The 23,395-nt window shown below is 76.0% G+C and carries 24 protein-coding genes; 7 read left to right on the top strand and 17 right to left on the bottom strand.

Going from position 1 to position 23,395, the window contains the following annotated elements:
* Positions 1-5: 5 nt before the first annotated feature.
* A complete protein-coding gene (gene panC / locus ACI78S_RS01070) occupies positions 6-863 on the bottom strand; it encodes a pantoate--beta-alanine ligase (RefSeq protein ID WP_456970338.1) in 858 nt (285 codons plus the stop codon).
* Positions 860-1,831, bottom strand: a complete 972-nt coding sequence (locus tag ACI78S_RS01065) for a Rossmann-like and DUF2520 domain-containing protein (RefSeq protein ID WP_456970337.1) — start codon at positions 1,829-1,831, stop codon at positions 860-862. The genes panC and ACI78S_RS01065 overlap by 4 nt, the downstream gene beginning before the upstream one ends.
* Positions 1,832-2,121: 290 nt before the next feature.
* Between ACI78S_RS01065 and ACI78S_RS01060 the strand changes: the two genes are divergently transcribed.
* Complete coding sequence (locus tag ACI78S_RS01060) at positions 2,122-2,886, top strand: SDR family oxidoreductase (RefSeq protein ID WP_456970336.1); 765 nt, start codon at positions 2,122-2,124, stop codon at positions 2,884-2,886.
* A gap of 1 nt (position 2,887) precedes the next feature.
* On the opposite strand, the gene ACI78S_RS01055 is transcribed toward ACI78S_RS01060, so the two are convergent.
* The gene (locus ACI78S_RS01055; protein WP_456970335.1) at positions 2,888-4,354 is read right to left on the bottom strand and encodes a DUF6779 domain-containing protein; all 1,467 of its coding nucleotides are present in this window, start codon (positions 4,352-4,354) and stop codon (positions 2,888-2,890) included.
* Positions 4,355-4,434: 80 nt separating this feature from the next.
* Here ACI78S_RS01055 and ACI78S_RS01050 point away from each other — a divergent pair, with 80 nt between their 5' ends.
* On the top strand, positions 4,435-5,040 hold the full coding sequence (locus tag ACI78S_RS01050) for a DUF1684 domain-containing protein (protein WP_456970334.1): 606 nt from the start codon (positions 4,435-4,437) through the stop codon (positions 5,038-5,040).
* Positions 5,041-5,064: 24 nt separating this feature from the next.
* Here ACI78S_RS01050 and ACI78S_RS01045 read toward each other — a convergent pair whose 3' ends face one another.
* The 3 genes from ACI78S_RS01045 to ACI78S_RS01035 form a co-directional block, all read right to left on the bottom strand.
* The gene (locus ACI78S_RS01045; protein WP_456970333.1) at positions 5,065-6,063 is read right to left on the bottom strand and encodes a glycine betaine ABC transporter substrate-binding protein; all 999 of its coding nucleotides are present in this window, start codon (positions 6,061-6,063) and stop codon (positions 5,065-5,067) included.
* Positions 6,064-6,209: 146 nt separating this feature from the next.
* Positions 6,210-6,941: an ABC transporter permease gene (locus tag ACI78S_RS01040; RefSeq protein ID WP_456970332.1), complete on the bottom strand. Its 732-nt coding sequence runs from the start codon at positions 6,939-6,941 to the stop codon at positions 6,210-6,212.
* Positions 6,938-7,624: an ABC transporter permease gene (locus ACI78S_RS01035; protein WP_456970331.1), complete on the bottom strand. Its 687-nt coding sequence runs from the start codon at positions 7,622-7,624 to the stop codon at positions 6,938-6,940. The genes ACI78S_RS01040 and ACI78S_RS01035 overlap by 4 nt, the downstream gene beginning before the upstream one ends.
* A gap of 26 nt (positions 7,625-7,650) precedes the next feature.
* Here ACI78S_RS01035 and ACI78S_RS01030 point away from each other — a divergent pair, with 26 nt between their 5' ends.
* Entirely contained in the window at positions 7,651-8,832 is a 1,182-nt protein-coding gene (locus tag ACI78S_RS01030) for an ABC transporter ATP-binding protein (protein WP_456970330.1), read from the top strand.
* A gap of 25 nt (positions 8,833-8,857) precedes the next feature.
* On the opposite strand, the gene ACI78S_RS01025 is transcribed toward ACI78S_RS01030, so the two are convergent.
* The 10 genes from ACI78S_RS01025 to dacB form a co-directional block, all read right to left on the bottom strand.
* A complete protein-coding gene (locus ACI78S_RS01025; protein WP_456970329.1) occupies positions 8,858-9,373 on the bottom strand; it encodes a DUF3180 domain-containing protein in 516 nt (171 codons plus the stop codon).
* Positions 9,374-9,378: 5 nt separating this feature from the next.
* Positions 9,379-9,882 carry a 2-amino-4-hydroxy-6-hydroxymethyldihydropteridine diphosphokinase gene (gene folK / locus ACI78S_RS01020; RefSeq protein ID WP_456970328.1) on the bottom strand — a complete coding sequence of 168 codons (504 nt, stop codon included), beginning with the start codon at positions 9,880-9,882 and terminating at the stop codon, positions 9,379-9,381.
* Positions 9,879-10,256, bottom strand: coding sequence for a dihydroneopterin aldolase (gene folB, locus ACI78S_RS01015; RefSeq protein ID WP_456970327.1), 378 nt, complete (start codon positions 10,254-10,256; stop codon positions 9,879-9,881). The genes folK and folB overlap by 4 nt, the downstream gene beginning before the upstream one ends.
* Positions 10,249-11,100: a dihydropteroate synthase gene (gene folP, locus ACI78S_RS01010; protein ID WP_456970326.1), complete on the bottom strand. Its 852-nt coding sequence runs from the start codon at positions 11,098-11,100 to the stop codon at positions 10,249-10,251. Before folP ends, folB begins: the two co-directional genes overlap by 8 nt.
* A 73-nt stretch (positions 11,101-11,173) precedes the next feature.
* Positions 11,174-11,797 (bottom strand): GTP cyclohydrolase I FolE, encoded by a 624-nt coding sequence (folE, locus tag ACI78S_RS01005; protein WP_456970325.1) that lies wholly within the window; start codon positions 11,795-11,797, stop codon positions 11,174-11,176.
* A gap of 73 nt (positions 11,798-11,870) precedes the next feature.
* Positions 11,871-13,862: an ATP-dependent zinc metalloprotease FtsH gene (gene ftsH / locus ACI78S_RS01000; RefSeq protein WP_456970324.1), complete on the bottom strand. Its 1,992-nt coding sequence runs from the start codon at positions 13,860-13,862 to the stop codon at positions 11,871-11,873.
* 205 nt (positions 13,863-14,067) lie between these two features.
* Positions 14,068-14,655: a hypoxanthine phosphoribosyltransferase gene (hpt, locus tag ACI78S_RS00995; protein ID WP_456970323.1), complete on the bottom strand. Its 588-nt coding sequence runs from the start codon at positions 14,653-14,655 to the stop codon at positions 14,068-14,070.
* Positions 14,652-15,656 carry a tRNA lysidine(34) synthetase TilS gene (gene tilS, locus ACI78S_RS00990; protein ID WP_456970322.1) on the bottom strand — a complete coding sequence of 335 codons (1,005 nt, stop codon included), beginning with the start codon at positions 15,654-15,656 and terminating at the stop codon, positions 14,652-14,654. The genes hpt and tilS overlap by 4 nt, the downstream gene beginning before the upstream one ends.
* 4 nt (positions 15,657-15,660) lie before the next feature.
* Positions 15,661-16,743, bottom strand: coding sequence for a zinc-dependent metalloprotease (locus ACI78S_RS00985; RefSeq protein ID WP_456970321.1), 1,083 nt, complete (start codon positions 16,741-16,743; stop codon positions 15,661-15,663).
* Between the two features lie 65 nt (positions 16,744-16,808).
* Positions 16,809-18,236, bottom strand: a complete 1,428-nt coding sequence (gene dacB / locus ACI78S_RS00980) for a D-alanyl-D-alanine carboxypeptidase/D-alanyl-D-alanine endopeptidase (protein ID WP_456970320.1) — start codon at positions 18,234-18,236, stop codon at positions 16,809-16,811.
* Positions 18,237-18,293: 57 nt separating this feature from the next.
* Between dacB and ACI78S_RS00975 the strand changes: the two genes are divergently transcribed.
* Entirely contained in the window at positions 18,294-18,788 is a 495-nt protein-coding gene (locus ACI78S_RS00975; protein WP_456970319.1) for an inorganic diphosphatase, read from the top strand.
* A gap of 106 nt (positions 18,789-18,894) precedes the next feature.
* On the opposite strand, the gene ACI78S_RS00970 is transcribed toward ACI78S_RS00975, so the two are convergent.
* Positions 18,895-19,641 (bottom strand): SAM-dependent methyltransferase, encoded by a 747-nt coding sequence (locus ACI78S_RS00970; protein WP_456970318.1) that lies wholly within the window; start codon positions 19,639-19,641, stop codon positions 18,895-18,897.
* A 115-nt stretch (positions 19,642-19,756) separates the two neighbouring features.
* Between ACI78S_RS00970 and ACI78S_RS00965 the strand changes: the two genes are divergently transcribed.
* The 3 genes from ACI78S_RS00965 (at position 19,757) to ACI78S_RS00955 (ending at position 23,372) form a co-directional block, all read left to right on the top strand.
* A complete protein-coding gene (locus tag ACI78S_RS00965; protein ID WP_456970317.1) occupies positions 19,757-22,027 on the top strand; it encodes an EAL domain-containing protein in 2,271 nt (756 codons plus the stop codon).
* A 97-nt stretch (positions 22,028-22,124) separates the two neighbouring features.
* The gene (locus ACI78S_RS00960) at positions 22,125-22,556 is read left to right on the top strand and encodes an S-adenosylmethionine decarboxylase (protein WP_456970316.1); all 432 of its coding nucleotides are present in this window, start codon (positions 22,125-22,127) and stop codon (positions 22,554-22,556) included.
* Positions 22,557-23,372 carry a hypothetical protein gene (locus tag ACI78S_RS00955; RefSeq protein ID WP_456970314.1) on the top strand — a complete coding sequence of 272 codons (816 nt, stop codon included), beginning with the start codon at positions 22,557-22,559 and terminating at the stop codon, positions 23,370-23,372.
* Positions 23,373-23,395 lie beyond the last annotated feature (23 nt).

Raw genomic sequence — 23,395 nt, 5'->3', positions numbered from 1 at the left:
GCGCATCATCGGGCGTCTCCCAACGTCACTGCGAGGTTGTCGATCAGCCGGGTGCTGCCGGCGCGGGCGGCGACCAGCAGGCGGGCCGGGCCCGCGGCGGGGGCCGGCCCGAGGTCGGGGTCGGTGAGCTCGAGGTAGTCGAGGACCAGCTGCGGCGCGCCGGCGAGGACCTCGCGGGCGGCGGCGAGGACGGCACCGGCACCGCGCGGGCCGGCGTCGGCCCCGGCGCGCAGGGCGGCGGAGAGGGTGGCGGCGCGGGCCCGCTCCTCCGTCGAGAGGTAGCGGTTGCGGCTGGACAGCGCCATCCCGTCGTCCTCCCGGACGGTGGGCACGCCCACCACCTCGACGCCGAGCGCCAGCTCGCGGGCCATGGCGCGGATCAGCGTGAGCTGCTGGTAGTCCTTCTCGCCGAAGACGGCCACGTCGGGGCGCACGAGCCCGAACAGCTTGGCCACCACGGTGAGCACCCCGGCGAAGTGGCCGGGGCGGACCGCACCTTCGAGCACCGCGCCCAGCGGGCCGGGCTGCACGGTCACGCCGACCGAGCCGGGCGGGTAGACCTCGTCGACGCCGGGGTGGAAGACGACGTCGGCGTCCTCCTCGGCCAGGGCGGCGAGGTCGGCGTCCCAGGTGCGCGGGTAGCGGTCGAAGTCCTCGCCGGGGCCGAACTGGGTCGGGTTGACGAAGACCGAGACGACGACGCTGCCGCCGTACCGCTTCGCGGCGCGCACGAGCGTGCGGTGGCCCTCGTGCAGGGCGCCCATGGTGGGGACGAGCACGACGGGCGCGGGCAGCCGGTCCCGCAGCCGGCGCAGGTCGGCCACCGACTCGGCGACGGCGGGGCCGGTCACGAGGGTGCTCACCTGGAGCTCGAGGTGTCAGGCGGGGTGGTGGGGTGGGCGGAAGGCACCGCGTCGTAGAGCAGGTCGAGCAGCGGCGCGCCCTCGTGCCGCTTGAGCCGGCCGGCGGCCAGCGCCCGCTCGGTGGTGCGCTGCGCCATGGCGACGTAGGCGGCGACCGACGCGGGGGCGCGCTCGTTGAGGGTGTCCAGGTGGTCGGCCACGGTGCCGACGTCGCCGCGGCTGACCGGGCCGGTGAGCCCGCGGTCGCCGCGGCGCAGGCCGTTGTCGAGGGCGGCGGTGAGCAGCGGGGTGAGCACCCGGCCGGGCTCCCCGACGCCGGCCGCGCGCAGTAGGTCGGCGGCCTCGGCGACGAGGGTGACCAGGTGGTTGGCGCCGGTGACCAGGGCGGCGTGGTAGAGCCGCCGGTCCTCCTCGGCGACGTAGAACGGCTCGCCGCCCATCTCGAGGACCAGCGTCTCGGCGACGGCGCGGTGCTCCGGTCGGCTGGTCACCCCGAAGGGGGTGCCGGCCAGCCGCTCGACGTCCTCGGGCGCGCCGGTGAAGGTCATGGCCGGGTGCAGCGCGAGCGGCAGCACCCCCTCCAGCTGCGCCGGGGCGAGGACGGCCAGGCCGTGCGCGCCGGAGGTGTGGAAGGTCAGCTGCCCGCGCCGCCACACGCCGGTCTCGGCCAGGCCGGCGACCAGCCCGGGCAGGGTGTCGTCGGGCACCGCGAGGACCACGAGGTCGCTGGCGGCGACCACCTCGTCGGTGCGCAGCAGGGGGACGCCGGGCAGCAGGCGGGCGGCCCGCTCGGCGGAGGCGGTGGAGAGGCCGGCGGCCGCGACGACGTCGTGGCCTGCGGCTTCGAGCGCGGCGCCGAGGACGGCGCCCACGCGGCCGGCGCCGACGACGCCCACGCGGAGGCGGGCGGGGGCGGTGGCGGCCGGCGCGAGGCCGGCAGCGCGCTGGGTCCTGCGGGCAGCAGGCATCGGTGCACCTTCCGTTCCAGTCCCTCGCGGGTACCGGACTGTCGGGCTGGGGACCACGCCGTCGTGGCCCCTCGGGTGTCGCTGGTGGTGCGGTGTCGCCGGTGGTGCGGTGTCGCTGGTGGTGCGGTGGCGCCGCGCCCCGCTGCAACCGGATGTGTCACGCGGGTGAGGTGCCGATGGCGAGTGTGTGACCGGGTCCGGCCCGGTGCAACGCAGGAGGGGTGTGCGCTCCCTCACTCCCCGGGCGTGCCTACGGTGACCGCCGGCGAGGACCTCACCGAGGAGGACACGTGGCAGCAGCCGACCGCCCGATGGAGGGGCGCACCGCCCTGGTCACCGGCGCGAGCCGGGGCATCGGGCTCGCGATCGCCCGCAGCCTGGTCGACCGCGGCGCGCGGGTCGTGCTCACCGCCCGCAAGCCCGAGGCGCTGGCCGAGGCGGTGGAGGCCCTCGGCGGTCCGGAGGTCGCGGTCGCCGTGCCCGGCCACGCCGCCGACGCCGAGCACCGGGCCGCCGCCGTGCGCACCGCCGTCGAGACGTTCGGCGGCCTCGACATGCTCGTCGGCAACGTCGGGGTCAACCCCGTGTACGGCCCGGTCGTGGACCTCGACCTCGACGCGTTCCGCAAGATCCTCGACACCAACGTCGTCTCCTCGCTCGGGCTGGTGCAGGAGGCCTGGCGGCAGTGGATGGCCGAGCACGGCGGCTCGATCCTCGTCGTCGCGTCGGTGGCCGGGCTGCGGTCGTCGGAGAACATCGCCGCCTACGGCGTCAGCAAGGCCGCGCTGATCAACCTGACCACCCAGCTGGCCGTGGAGCTGGGACCGACGGTGCGGGTGAACGCGGTCGCCCCGGCGGTGGTGAAGACCCGCTTCGCCGGCGCCCTGTTCGAGGGCCGGGAGGACGAGGTCGCCGCGAACTACCCGCTGAGACGGCTGGGCGTCCCCGAGGACGTCGGCGAGGCCGCGGCGTACCTGCTCGGCGACGGCGCCGGCTGGATCACCGGGCAGACACTGGTGATCGACGGCGGCGGCCTGTCGCGCGGGCCGCGCTGACTCATCTCCCGTCGCGGCCGAGCACCCGGGCGAGCACGTCGTCGGGCTCGTCGTCGTCCCGGTAGCGCCGCCGGCGCCGGCCGCCGGGCGCGGGCTGCACGCCGTTGTCGGCGAGGATCTCGGCGAGCCGCTGGTGGCCCGCGGAGTCGCCGTCGTCGGCGACGGGGGCCGGCGCGGGCGCGGGGCCGGGGGCCGGCCGCGGCCGGGGCGACGGCGAGGGCCGCACGATCGGCTCGTAGCTCGTCGCCGGGGCGGCCGGGCGCTCGGTGGTGCGGTCGTCGACCGGCTCGTCGGTGCGCCGACGCCGCGGCGGGACGGGCGGCAGCACGTCGTTCGCGGCCGCCGACCGCTCGTGCGCCACCGGGGCGTCGTCGGGCTCCGCGGAGTGCCGCGACCGGCGCGGCCGCTCGAGGTCGGCCGGCTCCACCAGCGACCGGTCGGCCAGCCACTCCAGCGGGGTGGGCGGCGGAGGCGGCGGCGAGTACGCCGGCGCGGGCCGCGGGGAGGCCGCGGGCGGCGCGGGCGGCGACGCCCCCGGCGAGGGCAGCGGGAACGCCGCGGTGCGCGGCGGCTGCGGCTCCCGCGGACGGCGGTCCGCCACGGCGGCCGGGCGGTCGACGCGGACGTGCTCGGCCTGGCGGGTCTCGGTCAGCTCGTCGAGGCGGACGGCGGGCCAGCCCCCGGTCAGCTCGCGCGGCGGGCGGTCGGCGTCCCACGCGGCGGCTGCCTCGACGGTGCGCGGACCGTCGGCCGCGGCGACCTCGCCGGCCGCGCGGGAGGACTGCGTGCGCAGCATGATCCGCTCGATGAGCATCTCGCCGTTGAGCTGCTCGGCGAGCTCGGCGCGCAGCCGGCCGACGTCGGCCCGCAGCTCGCCGAGCTGGGCCAGGTCCTCGCGCAGCGTCGTGAGGGCGGCGACGTCGGCGCGCAGCGCGGCCAGCTGGGCGACGTCGTCGCGCAGGCCGACGAGGCCGGCCAGCTCCGCCCGCAGCCCCGACAGCGCCGGCAGGTCGGTGCCCAGCCGCGCCACCCGGGCCACCTCGTGCCGCAGCAGGCTCAGCTCGGCCACCTCGGCGCGCAGCGAGGTCAGCTCCGCGGCCATCGACTCCTCGGCCTCGCGGCGCAGCTCGTGCTCGTACTCGCGGGAGGCGGCGGCCGTGCGGTCGAGCTCGTGCTCGTAGCTGCGGCGGATGGCGTCCTCGCGCTCGGCGGCGGCCACGGCCTCGGCCCGGCGGCGGCCGGCGAGGAACGCGGCGACCACGAAGGCCCAGGCCGCGGCGATGACCGCCAGCCGCAGCAGCTGGGGGTTGTCGGTGACGAAGACGACGGCGGTGGCCGCGACGGCGAGGACGAAGCCGGCGACGAGGCCGACGGTGCGCAGGCCCGGCGCCGGCAGCACGCCGCTGCCGGCGGTGCGGCGTCCGCCGCGGGGCGGGGTCCAGGCGTCGTCGTCCCGGTCTCCCCGCATGGTGACAGGGTAACGGCGGACGGTAGTCGGGGACGGGAGGACGACGGGCGTCGCGCGGCGGTTCGGGCACAGTGGCGCGCATGTCGCTGTCGCTGCTGGACTGGCGCCGCCGCGTGGCCGCCCTGTACGCGGCCGCCCGCGCCGCGGCCGATCCCGAGCGGGGCTGGCGGACCTGGCGGGACGGCCGTGACGAGCTGCTGGCCGGCCATCCCGACTCCCCGTTCGAGGCGCCGGCCCGCGCCCGGTTCAGCGGCCTGCCGTTCGCGCCCTACGACCCCGCGCTGCGCTTCGAGCCGCAGCTGCGGCCGGCGCCGCCGCACCGGCTGCGGCTGCCGACCGGGGACGGCGACCTGCCGCTGGACCGGATCGGCCGCGTCGACCTGGCCGACCTCGGGCCGGTCGACGTGTGGTGGCTCGGCGGCTACGGCGGCGGGGTCTTCCTGCCGCTGCGCGACGGCAGCGCGGGCCGGACGACCTACGGCGGCGGCCGCTACCTGCTGGACACCGTCAAGGGCGCCGACCTCGGCGGGGCCGGCGACCGGCTCGTCGTCGACCTGAACTTCGCCTACCACCCGTCGTGCGCCTACGACCCGCGCTGGTCGTGCCCGCTGGCGCCGGAGGGCAACCGCACCGCCGTCCCGGCCGCCGCCGGGGAGCTGCTGCCCCCCGGCGGCTGGTACCGGTGACCCGCCGGAACGGCGGCCCTCCCGCTACTGCTGGGCGAGGGCGCCGTCGGAGCTGAAGACCAGGCCGATCGAGACCTCGCCCTGCTGGATGGCCGCCTTGGTCAGCGGCCCGCCGGCGTCGAACTCCTGGAAGCTGGCGAACTCCAGGCCGTAGGTCTCCTCCAGGCCGGGCTGGCACTGCGGCCGGGTGGGGCACTCACCGGGGCCGCCCAGGACGAGCGACCCGTCGCCGCAGGCCTCGGCCAGCTCGGAGAGCGTGGTGACGCCGAGGCTGTCGGCGAACTCCTGGGTGACGGCGAAGGCGTTCTGGTCGGCGGCCTCGGCCGGCTCGCCGACGACGATGCCGTACCCCTCCGCCAGCGGCGTGAGCGCCTCGAGCGTGGCGTCGACGTCGCCGGAGGCCACCTCGGTGGTGTCGTCGCCCTCGATGAACTCGGTGAGCGTGGCCAGGTACTCGGGGAAGGCCTGGATCTCGCCCCGCTGCAGCGCCGGGAGGTAGAGCTCGCGGTTGCCCACGGTCTGCACGGTGGCCTGGAAGCCGGCGGCGGTGAGCACGTCGGCGTAGATGGTGGCCAGCACCTGCGACTCGGTGAAGTCGGCCGCGCCGACGACGACCGGGCCGCTGCCGCCGCTGACGCCGGAGTCGAGGCCCTGGTCGGCCACGTAGGCGGCCGCGACGTCCTCGACGCCCTGGCGCTCGACGTCGACCGCGGCGTTCATCTGGATCAGGTCGTCGGTGGTGAGCACCGCGGAGACCGCGTTCAGGGTCTCGAGCAGCGCCGGGTTGGCCGCGGCGGCGGCCGCGTTGACGGCCGGGATGACGTTGTCGGCGTTCTGCAGCTGCTGGTCGTCCTCGAGGACGACCAGCTGGTCACCGGGGACCGGGGCGCACGCGTCGCCCGACGCCTCGGCGCCCCCCTCCGAGCCTCCGCCGGTCCCGGAGGAGCCGGACTCGCCGCAGGCCGCCGTGACGAGCACGGAGGCCAGCGCGAGGGGAACGAGGTACCGGGCACGCCGCGTCATGGTCTCGCCGCCTTCTGTGTCCCGGGCGGCCGCAGGTTCGACCGCCACGCGTGTCTGGCGGGAGGTGTCCCGCGCCGATCACCCAACAGAACAGGTCCATCGTGCGCAACCGAGATCCGGGCGCCCGTTGCGCCTTCGTTACCTGCTCACAGGGGAACGTCGGCCGCCGTCGGGTCCGGCGTCCGGGACGCGGTCCGGGGCCGCGCCGCGAACGGCAGCCGCTTCTGCCCCGGGGTCAGCGCCCACGACAGCCCGGCCAGCACCAGCTCGGTCAGGACGGCGAGCACCGCCACCAGGATCGCGCCAGCCAGGACGACGCCGTAGTCCTGCTGGCGGAAGCCCAGCGTGATGATCCGCCCGAGCCCGCCGCCGGCCACGAGCGCGGCCAGGGTCGCGGTGGCCACCACCTGGACGGCCGCGGTGCGCACGCCGGTCATGAGCAGCGGCGCGGCCAGGGGCAGCTCCACCCGCAGGGCCACCTGCCGGCCGCCGAACCCCATCGCGCGGGCCGCCTCGACCACGTCGCGGTCGACGCCGCGGAACCCCACGTAGGTGTTGGTGAGGATCGGCGGGATCGCGAAGACCGCGAGCGCGATGGTGGTGGCCGTCGGGCCGAAGCCGATGGGGGTGACCGCGAAGACGGTCAGCAGCGCGAGGGTCGGCACGGCGCGGGAGACGTTGGACAGGGCCACGGTGAACCCGCCGCCGCGGCCGGTGTGCCCGAGCAGGACGCCCACCGGGATCGCGATCACCATGGCGGCCAGCACCGCCAGCGCGGAGATCCGCAGGTGCTCGACGAGCAGGTCGAGGATGCCGCCCGTCCGGGTCCAGTTGAACGGGTCGTTGAGGTAGACGACGGCGTCGCCGAGCAGGTTCACGCGCGCGCCTTCCGGGCCCAGGGGGTGAGCAGCCGCTCCACGCCGACGAGCAGGAGGTCGGCCAGCAGGGCGAGCAGCACGCAACCGAGCGCGCCGGTCACGATCTCGGCGCGGTAGAAGTTGGCGGCGAACCCACCGGTGATCAGCTGGCCCAGCCCGCCGTGCCCGACGATGACGCCGACCGTCACCAGCGCGACGGTGGAGACGGTGGCCACCCGGATGCCCGCCATGAAGGCCGGCAGGGCCAGCGGCACCTCGACCTGCCAGAACAGCCGCGCCCGGCCGTAGCCCATGCCCCGCGCGGCCTCGCGGACGTCGGCGGGCACCCCCTGCAGCCCGGCCAGGAAGTTGCGCACCAGGATCACCAGCGAGTAGAGGACCAGGCCGATGAGCACGGTGGTGGCGGTCAGGCCGGTGACCGGGGCGACGAAGGCGAACATGGCCAGCGACGGGATGGTGTAGACGATCGTCGACAGGCCCAGCACCGGGCCGGCCAGCCAGCGGCTGCGGCGGGCCAGCACGGCCAGCGGCAGCGCGATGACCGCCCCGAGGACGACCGCGCCGACCGTCAGCCGCACGTGCTCGCCCAGGTACCCCACAATGGACGGCCAGTTGTCGGCCACGTAGGAAGGGCTGAACCACGGGTTCGGGGCGGCGTCCGCCGCCAGCACCGCGCTCAGCACCGGGCGCTCACCTGGAAGGGCACCTCGTGGACGCTACTGCTGCTCCCGCACCGGCCGCGACGGCCGGTGCGGCCCAGGAGATCCGCCTGGAGCGGGTCAGCAAGGTCTACGCCGACGGCACCGTCGGCGTGGCCGAGCTCGACCTGACCTTCGCCGCCGGCGAGCTGTCGGTGCTGGTCGGCCCCTCGGGGTGCGGCAAGACGACGACGATGAAGATGATCAACCGGATCATCGAACCGACGACCGGGCGGATCCTGCTCGGCGGCGAGGACGTCACCGCCGTCGACCCCGACCGGCTGCGCCGGCGGATCGGCTACGTCATCCAGAACGTCGGCCTCTTCCCCCACCAGACGGTGCGCACCAACGTGGCGACCGTCCCCCGCCTGCTCGGCTGGGACCGGGCGCGGACCCGCGCCCGGGTCGACGAGCTGCTGGAGTCGGTGGGCCTGGACCCCGCCGTGCACGGCGACCGCTACCCCGCGCAGCTCTCCGGCGGCCAGCGGCAGCGCGCCGGCGTGGCCCGCGCGCTGGCCGCCGACCCGCCGGTGCTGCTCATGGACGAGCCGTTCTCGGCCGTCGACCCGGTGGTGCGCGAGCGGCTGCAGTCGGAGTTCCTGCGCCTGCAGGCCGACGTCCGCAAGACGATCGTCTTCGTCACCCACGACATCGACGAGGCGGTGCGCCTCGGCGACCGGATCGCGGTGATGAGCCAGGGCGGGCACGTCGAGCAGTTCGCCCCGCCCGCGGAGCTGCTGGGCCGGCCCGCCAGCGAGTTCGTGGCCGACTTCGTCGGGGCCGACCGCGGCCTGAAGCGGCTGGCGGTCACCGGGATCTCGGTGGAGGACCTGGAGCAGCCGCCGGTGGTGCACGCCACGGACGGGCTCGCCGACGCCCGCGGCGCGCTGGAGCGGGCGGGCGCCCGCTGGGCCGTCGTCCTCGACGACGCCGGTCACCTGCTCGGCTGGCTGTCCGCCGAGCGGGCCACCGGGGCGGGCACGGTCGGCGCGGCCGCCCGGCGCATGGAGGCCTGGGTGCCGGCCGACGCGACGCTGAAGACGGCGTTCTCGACGATGCTGCAGCAGGAGGCGGGCTGGGTCGCGGTGCTCGACGGCGACCGGTTCTGCGGCGTGCTCACCCCGACGTCGCTGCACGCCGCCCTGCGCCGCTCGGTCGAGGGGGTCCAGCCGGAGACCGCCGGGGCGGTGTAGGACCCTCTGCACCGAAGGCCTCGGTTCAGGCCCTGACCCCGTCGCCCGGGCCGTCCTCCCCGCCGGGCGGGATCCGGCAGACGGACTCCAGCCACAGCCCGGCGCCGACCAGCGCGGCGGCCAGCACGACGCCGATCACGGCCGCGAGGGTGTCCCCAGCGGCCGACTGCAGCGTGCCCACCTGCCCGGCGACGTGCAGCAGCACCCCCGCCCAGACGCCGACGAAGACGGCGCCGACCCAGGCGCTGGCCTGGGCGAGGACGGCGAGCCGGGCCACCAGCATCGGCTCCACGGGCCGCACCGGCCCGCCGGCGCGGCCGGCCGCCGCGTGCCCCCGCCGCTGCGCCGAGCGCGCCTCGCGCTCGGCGGCGAGCCGGGCCGCCAGCGTGCGGGCGCCGAGGGCCTCGGCCACCGCGAGCACGCCGAGCGGGACGGCGAGCCACCAGTCCAGCGGCGGGAGCTCGCCGTAGAACGTCCGCACCAGCAGCCAGGAGGCGACGGCCAGCCCCACCGCGGCGACGGCGAGGTCGCGCCGCGTCACCGGCCTCACCGCAGGTGCTCCCACGCCACGACCGCCTCGACGTCCTCGGGCGGCAGGGCGGCGACCAGGTCGGCGACCGCCCCGCGGCCCGGCAGGTGCGCGGTGGGCTCGAGGGCCAGCCAGGGCACCAGAACGAAGGCCCGCTCGTGCGCCCGCGGGTGCGGCAGCGTGAGCTCGGGGTCGTCGGAGACCACCGGCACGCCGTCGTCGCCGGTCACGGTGACGACGTCGACGTCGAGGGTGCGGGCGCCCCAGCGGACCTCGCGGGTGCGGCCGGCGGCCTGCTCCAGCTCGTGCGCCCGCGCCAGCCAGCCAGCGGCGTCGCGCGGCCCGCGGACGACGGCGATCGCGTTGAGGTAGGGCGGCTGCTCGACCGGCCCCCACGGCGGCGTCTCGTAGAGCACGGAGCGGGCCACCAGCCCGTCGTCCTTCAGCGCGGCGAGAGCGGCGCGCAGCGTGCCGGCCCGGTCACCCAGGTTGGCGCCCAGCGACAGCACCGCGCGGGTCACGGCCGTTCCCGGCGGATCGCCACCGTGACGTCGTCGAAGGGCACGCCGAGGTCGGCGTCGGGCTTGTGCACGGTGATCTCCACCGCGTCGACCAGCGGGTTCGCCAGGCAGACGTCGGCCAGCCGCTGGGCGAGCGTCTCCAGCAGGTCCACCGGCCCGCCGGTGAGCACGGCGTGCAGCCGCTGGGCCAGCTCGGCGTAGTTGACCGTCTTCTCCAGGTCGTCGCCCGCGGCGGCCGGTGCGGTGTCGAGCTCCAGGGCGGCGTCGACGCGGAAGGTCTGCCCGCGCTCGCGCTCCCAGTCGTAGACGCCGTGGTGGGCGTGGGCGGTGATGCCGGTGACGGTGATCCGGTCGCGCCGGTGGGGGCTAGGCACGGCGGCGCGCCTCCTGCACGGCGGCGACGGTCCGCACGGCGTCGACCGAGGCGGCGGCGTCGTGCACCCGCACCCCCCACGCGCCGGCCTCGGCGGCGAGCACGGTGGTGGCCAGCGTGGCGGCGTCGCGCTGCTCGGCCGGGCGCGGCTCGGCGTCGGCGCCGGCCAGGAGCCGGCCGAGGAAGGTCTTGCGGGAGGCGCCGACGAGCACCGGCAGCCGCAGCGCGACCAGCCGGTCCAGGCCGGCCAGCAGCGCCCAGTTGTGCTCCGCCCGCTTGGCGAAGCCCAGGCCGGGGTCGAGCACCAGCTGGGAGACGGCCACGCCGGAGGCGACGACGTCCTCCACCCGGGCCGTCAGCTCCGCGCAGACCTCGGTGACCACGTCGCCGTAGGTGGCCGCGGCGTACATCTGCCGGCTGTGGCCGCGCCAGTGCATGAGCACCCACGGCACGCCGGCGTCGGCCACCAGCTTGGCCATGCCGGCGTCGGCGAGCCCGCCGCTGACGTCGTTGACCAGCACCGCGCCGGCGCCCAGCGCGGCCTCGGCGACCTCGGCGCGGGTGGTGTCGACGCTGACCCGCACCCCCTCGGCGGCGAGGTCGGCGATCACGGGGAGGATGCGCCGGCACTCCTCGGCGGCGTCGACCCGGTCGGCGCCGGGGCGGGTGGACTCGCCGCCGACGTCGACGTAGTCGGCGCCGGCGGCGTGCATCGCCAGCCCGTGCGCGACGGCGGAGTCGTGGTCGGCGAAGCAGCCGCCGTCGGAGAAGCTGTCGGGGGTGACGTTGAGGACGCCCATCACGACGCAGCGGGCGGGGCGCGGCAGCGGGATGCCGTTGCTCATCGCTCGGCTCCGCGCTCGCTCCGCTCCTCGCTCGCAGAGCCCGCTGCAGTGCTCACTCGCCGTCGCCTTCGCCCTACCGGCCCAGGACGAGGCTCATCGCCTCGCTGCGCGTGGCCGCGTTCTCGCGGAAGATGCCGCGCACGGCCGAGGTGACGGTGCGCGAGCCCGGCTTGCGGATCCCGCGCATCGCCATGCACAGGTGCTCGGCCTCGATGACCACCAGCACGCCCCGCGGCTTGAGGACGTCGGAGAGCGCGTCGGCGATCTGCGAGGTCATCCGCTCCTGAACCTGCGGGCGCCGGGCGTAGACCTCGACCAGCCTGGCCAGCTTCGACAGCCCGGTGACCCGGCCGTCGTCGCCGGGGATGTAGCCGATGTGCGCCACCCCGTGGAACGGCACCAGGTGGTGCTCGCAGGTCGAGTACATCGGGATGTCCTTGACCAGCACCAGCTCGTCGTGGTCCTCGTCGAAGGTGGTGGCGAGGACCTCGCCGGGGTCCTGCCACAGGCCGGCGAAGGTCTCCGCGTAGGCCCGCGCGACCCGCGCCGGGGTGTCCTTCAGCCCGGGCCGGTCGGGGTCCTCCCCCACCGCGAGGAGCAGCTCCCGGACGGCCGCGGCCGCCCGCTCGTGGTCGACGCCCGAGCGGGGTGGCGGCGGCAGCCGCAGGTCCTCCGGCTCGGCCGGGACCTCGCTCACGCGACCTCCTCGCGGGCCCTCGTCGGACGCGTTCGCGCCGCTGCCGCGCTCCTGGGTGAGCTCGCCAGCTCGCTCACCTCTGGACGGGGGCGCCCACGTCACCGACCGGCGCGCCGCCGCTGACGTGGCCGTTGCCGTTCTGCGCCGCCCGCTCGGCCGGGGTGAGCACCGGCGGCTGGTCGGACGGGGTGCGCTTGCCGAAGCCGTTGTACGGGGCCAGCGAGGGGCGCTTCTGCACCGGGGCGCAGATGCGGGCCATGTCCTCCTTGGAGAGGGTCTCCTTCTCCATCAGCTCGAGGACGAGGTTGTCGAGCACCTCCCGGTACTCCACCAGGATCTCCCACGCCTCGTCGTGCGCCGCCTCGATCAGCGCCCGGATCTCGGCGTCGATGTCGGCGGCGACCGCCTCGGAGTAGTCCGGGTGCGAGCTCATGTCGCGGCCGAGGAACGGCTCGGAGTCGTCGCGGCCGTACTTCACCGCGCCGAGCTTGGCGCTCATGCCGTACTGGGTGACCATCGCCCGGGCCATCGCGGTGGCCTTCTCGATGTCGTTGCCCGCGCCCGTGGTGGGCTCGTGGAACACCAGCTCCTCGGCCGCGCGGCCCCCCAGCGCGTAGGCCAGGGTGTCGATCATCTCCGAGCGGGTCTGGGTGTACTTGTCCTCGGTCGGCAGCACGAGCGTGTGCCCGAGCGAGCGCCCGCGCGGCAGGATCGTCACCTTGTGCACGGGGTCGAGGTTGGGCAGCGCGTGCGCCACGAGGGCGTGCCCGCCCTCGTGGTAGGCGGTGACCTTCTTCTCCTTCTCGCTCATCGCCCGGGTCTTGCGCTCGGGGCCGGCGATGACGCGGTCGATCGCCTCCTCCAGCGTCGGGTCGGTGATCACCGAGCCGTTGGTGCGGGCGGTGAGCAGCGCCGCCTCGTTGAGCACGTTGGCCAGGTCGGCGCCGGTGAACCCGGGGGTGCGGCGGGCGACGGTCTCGAGGTCGACGTCGGGCGCGAGCGGCTTGCCCTTCGCGTGCACGGCGAGGATCTGCTTGCGGCCCTCGAGGTCGGGCCGGTCGACGGCGATCTGCCGGTCGAAGCGGCCGGGGCGCAGCAGCGCGGGGTCGAGGATGTCGGGCCGGTTGGTGGCGGCGATCATGATGACGCCGCCCTTGACGTCGAAGCCGTCCATCTCGACGAGCATCTGGTTGAGCGTCTGCTCGCGCTCGTCGTGGCCGCCGCCCATGCCGGCGCCGCGGTGCCGGCCGACGGCGTCGATCTCGTCGACGAAGATGATCGCCGGGGCGTTCTGCTTGGCCTGCTCGAACAGGTCGCGGACCCGGCTGGCGCCGACGCCGACGAACATCTCGACGAAGTCGGACCCGGAGATCGAGAAGAACGGGACGCCGGCCTCGCCGGCCACCGCGCGGGCGAGCAGCGTCTTGCCGGTGCCGGGCGGGCCGAACAGCAGCACGCCCTTGGGGATCTTCGCGCCCACGGCCTGGAACTTGACCGGGTTCTGCAGGAACTCCTTGATCTCCTGGAGCTCCTCGACCGCCTCGTCGGCCCCGGCGACGTCGGCGAACGTCGTCTTCGGGGTGTCCTTGCTGACCACCTTGGCCTTCGACTTGCCGAAGGCCATGACGCCGCGGCCGCCGCCCTGCATGGAGTTGAACAGCCAGAACAGCAGCAGGAGCAGGATGACGAAGGGCAGGAAGCTGACCAGGATGCTGACGAAGACGCTCTCCTGCGTCACGTTCGTCGTAAAGCTGACCCCGTCGCCGTTGCCCTCGCCGGTGCCCGACACCAGGTCGTAGATGTCGTCGGAGGCGCCCAGCGGGTACGAGGCGGTGATCTTCGTGGAGCCCTCGACCGCGTTGCGCAGGTCGAGGTCGAGGGTCTGCTCCTTGTCGTTGATCGTCGCCGACTCGACGTTGCCGTCGGCGAACTGCTCCAGCGCCGTCGAGGTCCGGACCTCCGTGTACGCGCCGTTGCCGCGGAACAGGGACGAGAACGCGACCGCCAGCAGCACGACGAGCACGACCCAGAACCACACGGAGCGGAAGATCTTCTTACGTTCCATACACCGAGACCGGGCGTCCGGTAGGCCCGGCTGCCCGTCGACCCTCCTGATCGTCCGGGGACGCCGCCGGCGACCCGGGCGGGCACCCCGGCGCACGGCTCGCGTCGTCGGGTCCGACGGTACACCGGAGACGCTGGACGATCGCTGCTCGCGAGCCGTGGACGAGCTGAAGATGACCCGGGAGGAGGAGCCCGCGCCGCGCCGCTCAGGAGGCGTAGACCTCCGGGCGCAGCGTCGCGATGTAGGGCAGGTCGCGGTAGCGCTCGGCGTAGTCCAGCCCGTAGCCGATGACGAACTCGTTCGGGATGTCGAAGCCGATGTACTTCACCGGCACGTCGACCTTGACCGCGTCGGGCTTGCGCAGCAGCGCGCAGACCTCCAGCGAGGCCGGCGACCGGCCGCCGAGGTTCTTCAGCAGCCAGGACAGGGTCAGGCCGGAGTCGATGATGTCCTCGAGCACCAGCACGTGCCGGCCGGTGATGTCGCGGTCGAGGTCCTTGAGGATGCGGACGACGCCCGAGGAGCTGGTGGACGAGCCGTAGGACGAGACGGCCATGAACTCCATCTGGGTGGGCAGCCGCAGCGCCCGCGCGAAGTCGCTCATGAACAGGACGGCGCCCTTGAGCACGCCGACCAGGAGGACCTCCTTGCCCGCGTAGTCGGCGGCGACCTGGTCGGCCAGCTCGGTGATCTTGCCCTGGATCTGCTCCTCGCTGAGGAGGACGTGGTCGATGTCGGGGCCGTACCCGTGGTCGTTCCCCAGCGCGGCGGGGGCGGAGGCGGGCTTCGTCACGGACGGTGCTCCTCGGGAGGGTGGGGGCGGGCGCCTCCCCCGGTGCCCGGAGGGCGCAGCACCAGCCTGCCAGACGCCCGGACGGCGCCCGCACCGCCGGGTAGGTCGACCCGGCCCTGCCCGCGCCAGGCCACGAGCAGCGCGTCGACCGCGTGCAGGTGGACCGCCTGCAGGTCGGGCACGCCCGCCGCGCGCAGCCACCCGCGCAGCACCCGCCGGCGCAGCGCGGCCGGCAGCGCGGCCGTCGCCGCGGCGTCGAGCCCGTCGGGCCCGGCCAGCCGGGCCTGCTCGGCCGCGGCGAGCGCGTCGAGGGCGTCGAGGTCCTCGCGCAGCAGCGCGGCGGTGCGGGCCAGCGCCGGCGCCACCCCGCCGCCGAGGACGTCGTCCAGCAGCGGCAGCGCCTCGCCGCGCAGCCGGGCCCGCGTGTAGGCCGGGTCGGCGTTCCACGGGTCGTCCCACACCGGCAGGCCCTGGTCGGCGCAGGCCTGCCGGGTCGTCGTCCGCCGCACGGCGAGCAGCGGCCGCCAGAAGACCCCCGACTCCTCGACCATCCCGGCGATCGACCGCGGGCCCGATCCCCGGCCCAGCCCGAGCAGCACCGTCTCGGCCTGGTCGTCGAGCGTGTGCCCGAGCGCGATCCGGGCGCCGTGCCCGGCCGCCGCGGCCGCCAGCGCCGCGGCGCGCGCCTCCCGCGCGGCGGCCTCGGGCCCGCCGCCGGTGCCGACGGTGACGGTCAGGACGGCGACCGGCTGCAGGCCGAGCTTGCCGAGCAGGTCGGCGGTGGCCTCGGCGCGCTGGGCCGACCCGGCCTGCAGCCCGTGGTCGACGGTCACCGCGCCGGCCGGGACGCCGGCGCGCGGCGCCTCGAACGCCACCGCGGCGGCCAGCGCCAGGGAGTCGGCTCCCCCGCTGCAGGCCACCAGCACCGGCTGCGGCGACCGGGTCAGCCCCTGGCGGACGGCCCGCCGCAGCTCCGCGACGGCCGGGCTGGGCCCGACCACGGGCTCACGCGGTGATGGCGGGGCGGCCGTACACGCGGTCGACCCACTTCTGCGGGGCGGTGAGCTCGTCGATGAGCGGCAGGTTGGCCGGCCCCTCCCACACGCGGTTGAACCCGTCCATGCCGACGAGGTCGACGACCCCGCCGACGAAGGTGCGGCCGTCGGCGTACTGCTTCATCTTCTGCTCCAGCCCGAGCAGGCGGCGCAGCACGCGGTCGAACGGGCCGCGGCCCTTGCGCCGCTGCGCGAACCGCTTGCGCAGCGTCTTCACCGACGGCACGACGTCGGGGCCGACGCCGTCCATGACGTACTCGGCGTGCCCCTCCACCAGGCTCATCACGGCGGTCACGCGGTCCAGGACGGCGCGCTGGGCGGGGTCGCGGACGAGGGCCAGCAGGCCCTCGCTCTCCCCGTCGCCGCCGCGCACGGCGTCGCCGAGGCTCCTCAGCACGTCGGTGAGCCGCTCGCGCAGCACCTCGGGGGTGAGGTCGGTGGCCTCGACGAACTCGGCGATCTGCCCCTCGAGGTGGGACTTGAGCCACGGCACCCCGGTGAACTGCAGCTGGTGGGTGACCTCGTGCAGGCAGACCCAGAGCCGGAAGTCGCCGGGGTCGACGCCCAGCTTGCGCTCGGCGTCGACGATGTTGGGCGCGACCAGCAGCAGCCGGCCGCCGGTGCCGAACACCTCGTACTGGCCGAGCACCCGCGAGGACAGGAAGGCCAGGATGCCGCCGGCCTGCACGCCGGTGGCCCGCGAGCCGATCGCGGTGGCCAGCGGGCCCGGGCGGCTGCCCTGCTTCTCGGCGAGGGCGTCGACCAGCGGGTCGAGCAGCACCTTCATGCCGCTGGTGTTGGCGTCGACCCAGCCGGGCCGGTCGACGACGGCGACCTCGGGCACCGGCCCGTCCGAGGCGGGGCGCAGGCCGGTCAGCCCCTCCACGTGGGCGACGGCGGTGCGGGCGGCCTCGTGCAGCTCGCGGACGACGGCGGCGGCCTCCTCCCGGGTCGTCTCGGGACCGGGGCCGACCAGCTTGCGGGCGGTTCGACCGGCGAGGTCCCAGTCGACCATCGAGGAAGGGCTCGTCATCGCCTCACCGTACGCTCGGCCACCCTCCCGCGGCCCGCGTCGCGCGTGCGAGGCGCGGCGAGGCCTCAGCGACAGCCGCAGGCGGCGAGCGCGGTGGCGATCCGGTCGAGGGCGGCCTCGGCGCTCGGGACGCCGCCGGTGGCGGCGTCGGCCAGGACGGCGAAGGCGAGCAGCCGGCCGTCCCCGGTGACGACCGTCCCCGCCAGGCCGTTGACGCCCTCCAGGGTGCCGGTCTTGGCCCGGACCACGCCGGGCGCGGTGGCGGGGTCGTCGTCGCCCCGGTCGGCGAGCGTGCCGTCGTAGCCGGCCACGGCCAGCCCGGAGAGGATCGGGCCGCCCTCGGCGAGGGTGCCGTCGGCGACGTCGGTGAGCAGGGAGGCCAGCAGGGCCACCGGGACGCGGTCCTCGCGCGACAGCCCGCTGCCGTCGGAGAGCGCGACGCCGCTGACGTCGATGCCGGCGTCCCGCAGCGCGCCCACGACCGCCTCGGCCGAGCCCTCGAAGCTCGCGGGCAGGCCGCGGGCGAGCGCCACCTGCCGGGCCAGCGCCTCGGCCAGCATGTTGTCCGACTGCGACAGCGCCTGCTCGACCAGGCGGGCGACCGGCGCCGAGCGCACGCTGCCGAGGACCTGCGCGTCCTCCGCCGCCTGGCCGAGCGCGATGCTCGCGCCCGTCGCCCCCAGGGCGTCGGCGAGGGCCGCGCCGGCGTCCAGGCCCGGCTGGCCGCTGCGGGCGTCGGACCCCGGGGCGACCCGCGCCCCGTCGACGGCGGTGGCGGTGACCGGCGCGGCGTAGCTGGAGGGAGCGTCGCCGGCCGCCCAGCCGCTCGCCGTCAGCGGGCCGCTGTAGAGGGAGTTGTCGACGACGACGCTGGTCACGGTGGTACCGGCGGGCAGCGCGCCGAGGACCTGCGCGGCGAGGTCGGCCATGGTGGGGGCGCCGGGGTAGCTCTGCGACGGCGCGGTGCGCGAGAGCGTGGGATCGCCCCCGCCGACGAGGACCACCTCCCCCGGCGCGGAGCCGGCCACGACCCGGGTCTCGAGGGTGTCCGACGGGTCGAGCTCGGTGAGCGCGGCGAGGCCGGTGAGCAGCTTGGCGGTGCTGGCCGGCGTGGAGGGGGTGCCGGCGTCCTGGGCGAGCAGGGTGGTGCCGGTGGCCACGTCGACGACCTCCGCGGAGACGCCCGCGCCCAGGGCCGGGTCGGCCAGCAGCGGGGCGAGGGTGCCGGCGAGCGCGGCCGGGTCGGGCGCCGGGGCGTCGGCGGAGAGCTCGGGGAGGACGGGCGCCGGCTCGCCGAGCTCCGGCAGGACGGCGGACGCCGCGGCCTCGGCGACCGGTGAGGTGGGGGTGTCGTCGCGGGCCACGACGAGGACCGTCGCGACGATCGCGGCGACCAGGACGACCACGCCGAGACCCGCCAGCACCAGCCGGCGACGGAACCTCGAGTAGTTCGCCGTGACGATCGTCGAACCGCTCGACGTGATGGTGCCCACCCCCCAGAGGGACCCTGCGTCGTTCCGCCCGGGTCGCCGTGGGACACACTAACGGCCGTGCAGTTCGACGTGACGATCGAAATCCCGAAGGGCCAGCGGAACAAGTACGAGCTGGACCATGCCACCGGACGCATCCGGCTCGACCGGATGCTGTTCACCTCGACCCGCTACCCGGCGGACTACGGCTACATCGAGAACACCCTGGGCATGGACGGCGACCCGCTCGACGCCCTGGTGATCCTCGACGAGCCCACGTTCCCGGGCTGCCTGATCACCTGCCGGGCGATCGGGATGTTCCGGATGACCGACGAGAAGGGCGGGGACGACAAGGTCCTCTGCGTGCCGGCGACCGACCCGCGCATGGCCCACCTCACCGACATCAGCGACGTCCCCGAGTTCGACCGGCTGGAGATCCAGCACTTCTTCGAGACCTACAAGGACCTCGAGCCCGGCAAGTCGGTCGAGGGCGCCGAGTGGGTGGACCGGACCGCTGCCGAGGAGGAGATCCGCAACTCCCTCGAGCGCGCCGAGACGGAGAACTACCACACCTGACCGGCGCTCCCCCGGGCTTCCCGGTCGCGCCGAGCGCACCCACGACGGCGGCACCCACCGGCTCCGCGCCGCGTGGCTGCCGCCGTCGTCGTGCTCGCCGGCAGGCTCAGCCCCGCCGGTCGTGCAGGACGACGGTGACGAAGCCCAGCCGGCCGCGGTAGCCCTCCAACCACTCGCGGCGGTGGGCGTCGGCCAGCCGCAGCGCCTCCTCGCTGTCCGCCCCGTCGGCCTCGTCCACCGCCCACGCCGTGAGCGCGCCGGTCCAGGACCACTCGTAGCGGTCCCACTCGGCGGCGGTGCTGATGTGGCCGAACCCGGGCTCGAAGCCGTGCTCCCGCACGGTGGCCAGCAGCGCCCCGATGCCGGGCAGCTCGTCGGGCTCGGCACCGAGGGCGGCCAGCGCCCGCGCGGTCGGCGGCGACTCCCAGAAGCCCTCGCCGAGCAGCGCGCGACCGCCGGGGACGAGGTGCCGGCGGACGGCGTCGAGCGCCGGGCCCAGGCCGCCGAAGGCGTGCGTGGCGCCGACGCACAGGACGGCGTCGGCCGGGTCGCCCGTCCAGGACGCCGCTTCGCCCTGCTGCCAGGTGACCCGGTCGGCCACCCGGCGCTCGGCGGCCGTGGCCCACGCCTGCGCGAGCGCCGGGGCGGACGTGTCGACGCCGACCCCGGTGGCCGTCGCCGCGCGTTCCAGGGCCGCGCAGAGCCAGTGGCCGAGCCCGCAGCCGAGGTCGAGCACCCGCCCGGCGCCGGGGACCTGCAGCCGGTCGAGCAGCAGGGCGACGTTGCCGTCGTCGAGCGGGGCGGCGATCGGGTGCCAGCGGTGCGCGATCGCGCTGGCCAGGGCTCGGTCCACCGGCGCATCCTGCCAGCCGGCGGCGACGCCCCGGAGCCGGCGCGGCTCACCCCTTCAGGTGAGGCGTCCCTCGATCGGCGTGAGGTCGCGGCCACCGGTGGCCGACCTTCGAGACGTGGACCAGCCCCCGTCGCAGGCGCCCCGCGGACCCGCGTGGCCCCTGCTCGTGACCCTCGGGCTGGTTGCCGCCTTCGCCACGGGCGTGGGCGGGCGCCCCGCCGGCGCGGCCTGGGACCGGGCCTACGACGTGGTGCTCTACAACCTGCCCTACCTCGGGGCGGCCGTCGCGTGCTTCCTGGCGGCCCGCCGGGTCCGCATCGAACGCGTCGCCTGGGCCGGTCTCGGCGTCTCGCTCGCGCTGAGCGCGGTGGGCAACGCGCTGCGCGTGCTGGCCGCCGGCCTGGAGGGCAACGGGCCGTCCTCCGCCCCGGCCGACACGATCGCCCTCGTCGGCTACGTGACCATGTACGTCTGCGTCGTGGGGCTGATCCGGGCGCGCGTGCCCCGCTTCCACCCGAGCATGTGGCTCGACGGGATCATCGGCGCCCTCGGCACCCTGTCGGCCGGCTTCGCCTTCCTGCTCGGCCCCTACGTCACCCGCGACGCCGTCGGGGCGATGGAGCTGGTGGGGCCGACCACGGCGCTGCTCCTGCTCGCGGTCCTCGTCGCCGTCGGCTCGATCCTGGGCGTGCGGCTGGACCGCGTGATCCTGACCGCGGTCGTGGCGCTGTCCTGCCTCTGCGCCGCGGAGTTCGCCCTCTTCGTCCTGAAGGTCCGGGGCAGCTACGTCGACGGTGGGCCGCTGGAACTGGGCTGGCTGGCCGGGGTGGCCGGCGCCACGCTGGCGGCCACGATCGCCCGGCCCCGCCGGGCGCCGGACGACCGCGCCGGTGCCTCCCGCATCGGCTGGCGGCTGCTGGCCGTGCCGCTGGCGTGCACCGTCGGCAGCCTGTTCGTCCTCGGGTGGGGCTGGTCGCACCCGATGCCCGCCGTCGCCGCGTGGCTGGCCATCGGCTGCGTGCTGGCCGGCATCGTGCGGGTCGCGGTGACCTTCCGCGAAGTCCGCGGCTTCCACCAGGTCAAGGAGGAGGCCCGCACCGACGAGCTCACGGGCCTGGCCAACCGCCGCGCGCTGCTGGAGCGGGCGCGGCGCGTCGTCGACCGGGCGGGCCCGAGCCGCCCCGCCGCGCTCCTCCTGCTCGACCTGGACGGGTTCAAGGAGGTCAACGACAGCCTCGGGCACTCCGCCGGCGACGACCTGCTCCGGCAGGTGGGGCCCCGGCTGCAGTCCCACCTGCGGGCCGGCGACTTCCTGGCCCGGCTGGGCGGCGACGAGTTCGCCGTCGTCCTGCCGACCACGGGCCGCGACGAGGCGCGGGCGCTCGCCGAACGGCTGCGCGAGCGCCTCCTCCAGCCGTTCACCGTCGAGGGGATCCGGCTGCACGTCGGGGTGAGCATCGGGGTCTCGACCTGCCCGGAGCCCGCCACCTCGGTGCAGGAGCTGCTGCGCTGCGCCGACGTCGCGATGTACACCGCCAAGACGGCGCGCGAGGGGGTGCACGTCTACGTGCCCGACCCCCACAGCGGCGCGGACGGCGGTGACCGGCTGCGCACCATGGAGGAGCTGCGGGTCGCGCTCACCGACGAGCAGCTGCTGGTCTTCCTCCAGCCGCAGGTGTCGCTGGGCGAGCGCCGGCCGGTCGGGGCCGAGGCCCTGGTCCGCTGGCAGCACCCGACCCGGGGCCTGCTCTCCCCGGGCGACCTGCTGCCCGCGGCCGAGCAGGCGGGCCTGCTCGGCCCCCTCACCGACGTCGTGCTCGAGCTGGCGCTGGCCGCGGCCACCCGCTGGTGGCCGGAGCACCAGGTGCCGGTCTCGGTGAACCTCTCGGCGGCCAACGTGACCGACCTGGACCTGCCGCAGAAGGTCGGCGCCGCGCTGCTCCGGCACGGGCTGCCGGCGGAGGCGCTGACGCTGGAGCTCGTCGAGGACACCCTCATGGCCGACCCGGAGCGCGGGCGGACCGTGCTGGCCGACCTGCGCCGGCTCGGCGTGCGGACGTCGATCGACGACTACGGCACCGGGTACAGCTCGCTGGCCTACCTGCGGCACCTGCCGGCCGACGAGCTGAAGCTGGACCGCAGCCTGACCGCGGACGTCGACCGCGACCCGCGGGCGGCGGCGATCGTCGAGCACACGGTCGCCCTCGCCCACGCGCTCGGGCTGTCGCTCGTGGCCGAGGGCGTGCAGGACGCCGCGACCAGCGGCGTGCTCGCCCGGCTCGGCTGCGACGTGGTCCAGGGGTACGCCATCGCCCGCCCCATGCCGGTCGACGAGTTCCTCGACTGGCTGGTCCGCGCCGACGCGCCCCTGCTCGACCGCGCCTGAGCGCGCCGGATCCCCCTGGCCGGTTCGTCACATCTCGACAGGGCGACACGCCGCGTCGAGCCGTCACCGGTGATCACCGGCTGGGCACGCTGGGGACATGACTGCGTCCTCTCCCGCGCGCGACCTCGACCGGGCGCCCCGGATCCCGGACCTCGACCGCCGGTCGGGCGGCGACGGGCCGGACGGGTGGCGGGACCTGGCGCCCGAGATCGTGCGGCAGCGGCTGGTGATCGAGGGCGCTCCGGCGCGACCGGTCGGGGCGGCGCAGATCCGGCGCTACCTGTCGGCGCTGTCCCGCGAGATCGACATGGTGCAGCTGCTCGAACCGGTGACCCACCGCTCGGACCGCTACGGCTGGGCCGGCTGGATCCACTGGGAGACCTCGGGGGCGCACTTCTACGCCTGGGAGCAGCCGCGGCTGTTCTTCTCGGTCGACATCTACACGTGCAAGGCCTTCGACGTGGACCGGGCGGTCGCGTTCACCCGGGCCTTCCTGCACGCCGCCCCCGTCGTCGCGCGGTCGTTCTGAATGGCGCCGCGCCTGCTCGTCGCGGACTCACCCGCCGAGATCGCCGCCGCGCGGGAGGTCGAGGGGCGGGTGTTCCTCGACGCGTTCGGCAACACCCCGGACGTCATGGAGCGGGAGTACGGCCCCTTTGACGGAAGATCCCGCTTCCTCGCCGTGCTCGACGACCGCAGCGGCCGCGCGCTGGGTGCCGTCCGGCTGATCGTCCCGGACGCCGCGGGCGGGCTGAAGACGCTCACCGACGCGGCCGGCCCCCCGTGGCACCTCTCCGCGCCGGAGACCCTGCGGGCGGCCGGGTTCGCCGGGCGGGTGGTGTGGGACGTCGCCACCCTCGCCGTGGACCCGGACGCCCGCGCCGCCGCGCGGGTGGAGACCACCTTCGCCCTGTGCCACGCCCTCTACCGCTACACCCGTGCCAGCGGCGCCGAGGGCCTGGTCACCATCCTCGACGACAAGGTGCTGCGCGTGCTGCGGGCGATCGGCCTCCCGTGGGCGGCGATGGCCGGCGCCACGTCGCGGTACTACCTCGGCTCCCCGGCCAGCACGCCGTGCGTCGTCGGGGTCGAGGAGTGCGCCCGCACCGTCCGCGCGCGGCGGCCCGACCTGGCCCCCGCCGTGGTCGACGGGACCTTCCGCTCGATCGCCTGCGACCCGGCCGACCTGCTGCCCACCCGCGGGGTGCCGCGGCCGCAGCCGGCGGACGGGAGCCCGCGGCCCCACGAGTCCGCGTCCCGGACCGGCTGGCGACCGCCCGCCTACCGGCGCACCGGGACGCCGGACGGCGCCGCCGCCGACGCCGGCGCCGGGCGACCGCGCTGACCCGACGGGACCGGGTCACCCGG

This window comes from Geodermatophilus sp. SYSU D00815, from assembly GCF_054050035.1.
The sequence above is the reverse complement of the archived record's forward strand: the minus strand, read 5'-3'. Positions and strand labels throughout refer to the sequence as shown.

Bases quoted from the DNA above. Each gene is read 5' to 3' on its own strand.
- ACI78S_RS00955 (WP_456970314.1), top strand. From the start codon at position 22,557: ATGGCGCCGCGCCTGCTCGTCGCGGACTCACCCGCCGAGATCGCCGCC.
- ACI78S_RS01045 (WP_456970333.1), bottom strand. From the start codon at position 6,063: ATGACGCGGCGTGCCCGGTACCTCGTTCCCCTCGCGCTGGCCTCCGTG.
- ACI78S_RS00960 (WP_456970316.1), top strand. From the start codon at position 22,125: ATGACTGCGTCCTCTCCCGCGCGCGACCTCGACCGGGCGCCCCGGATC.
- ftsH (WP_456970324.1), bottom strand. From the start codon at position 13,862: ATGGAACGTAAGAAGATCTTCCGCTCCGTGTGGTTCTGGGTCGTGCTC.
- folP (WP_456970326.1), bottom strand. From the start codon at position 11,100: ATGAGCAACGGCATCCCGCTGCCGCGCCCCGCCCGCTGCGTCGTGATG.
- ACI78S_RS00985 (WP_456970321.1), bottom strand. From the start codon at position 16,743: ATGACGAGCCCTTCCTCGATGGTCGACTGGGACCTCGCCGGTCGAACC.
- ACI78S_RS01065 (WP_456970337.1), bottom strand. From the start codon at position 1,831: ATGCCTGCTGCCCGCAGGACCCAGCGCGCTGCCGGCCTCGCGCCGGCC.
- ACI78S_RS01050 (WP_456970334.1), top strand. From the start codon at position 4,435: ATGTCGCTGTCGCTGCTGGACTGGCGCCGCCGCGTGGCCGCCCTGTAC.
- ACI78S_RS01055 (WP_456970335.1), bottom strand. From the start codon at position 4,354: ATGCGGGGAGACCGGGACGACGACGCCTGGACCCCGCCCCGCGGCGGA.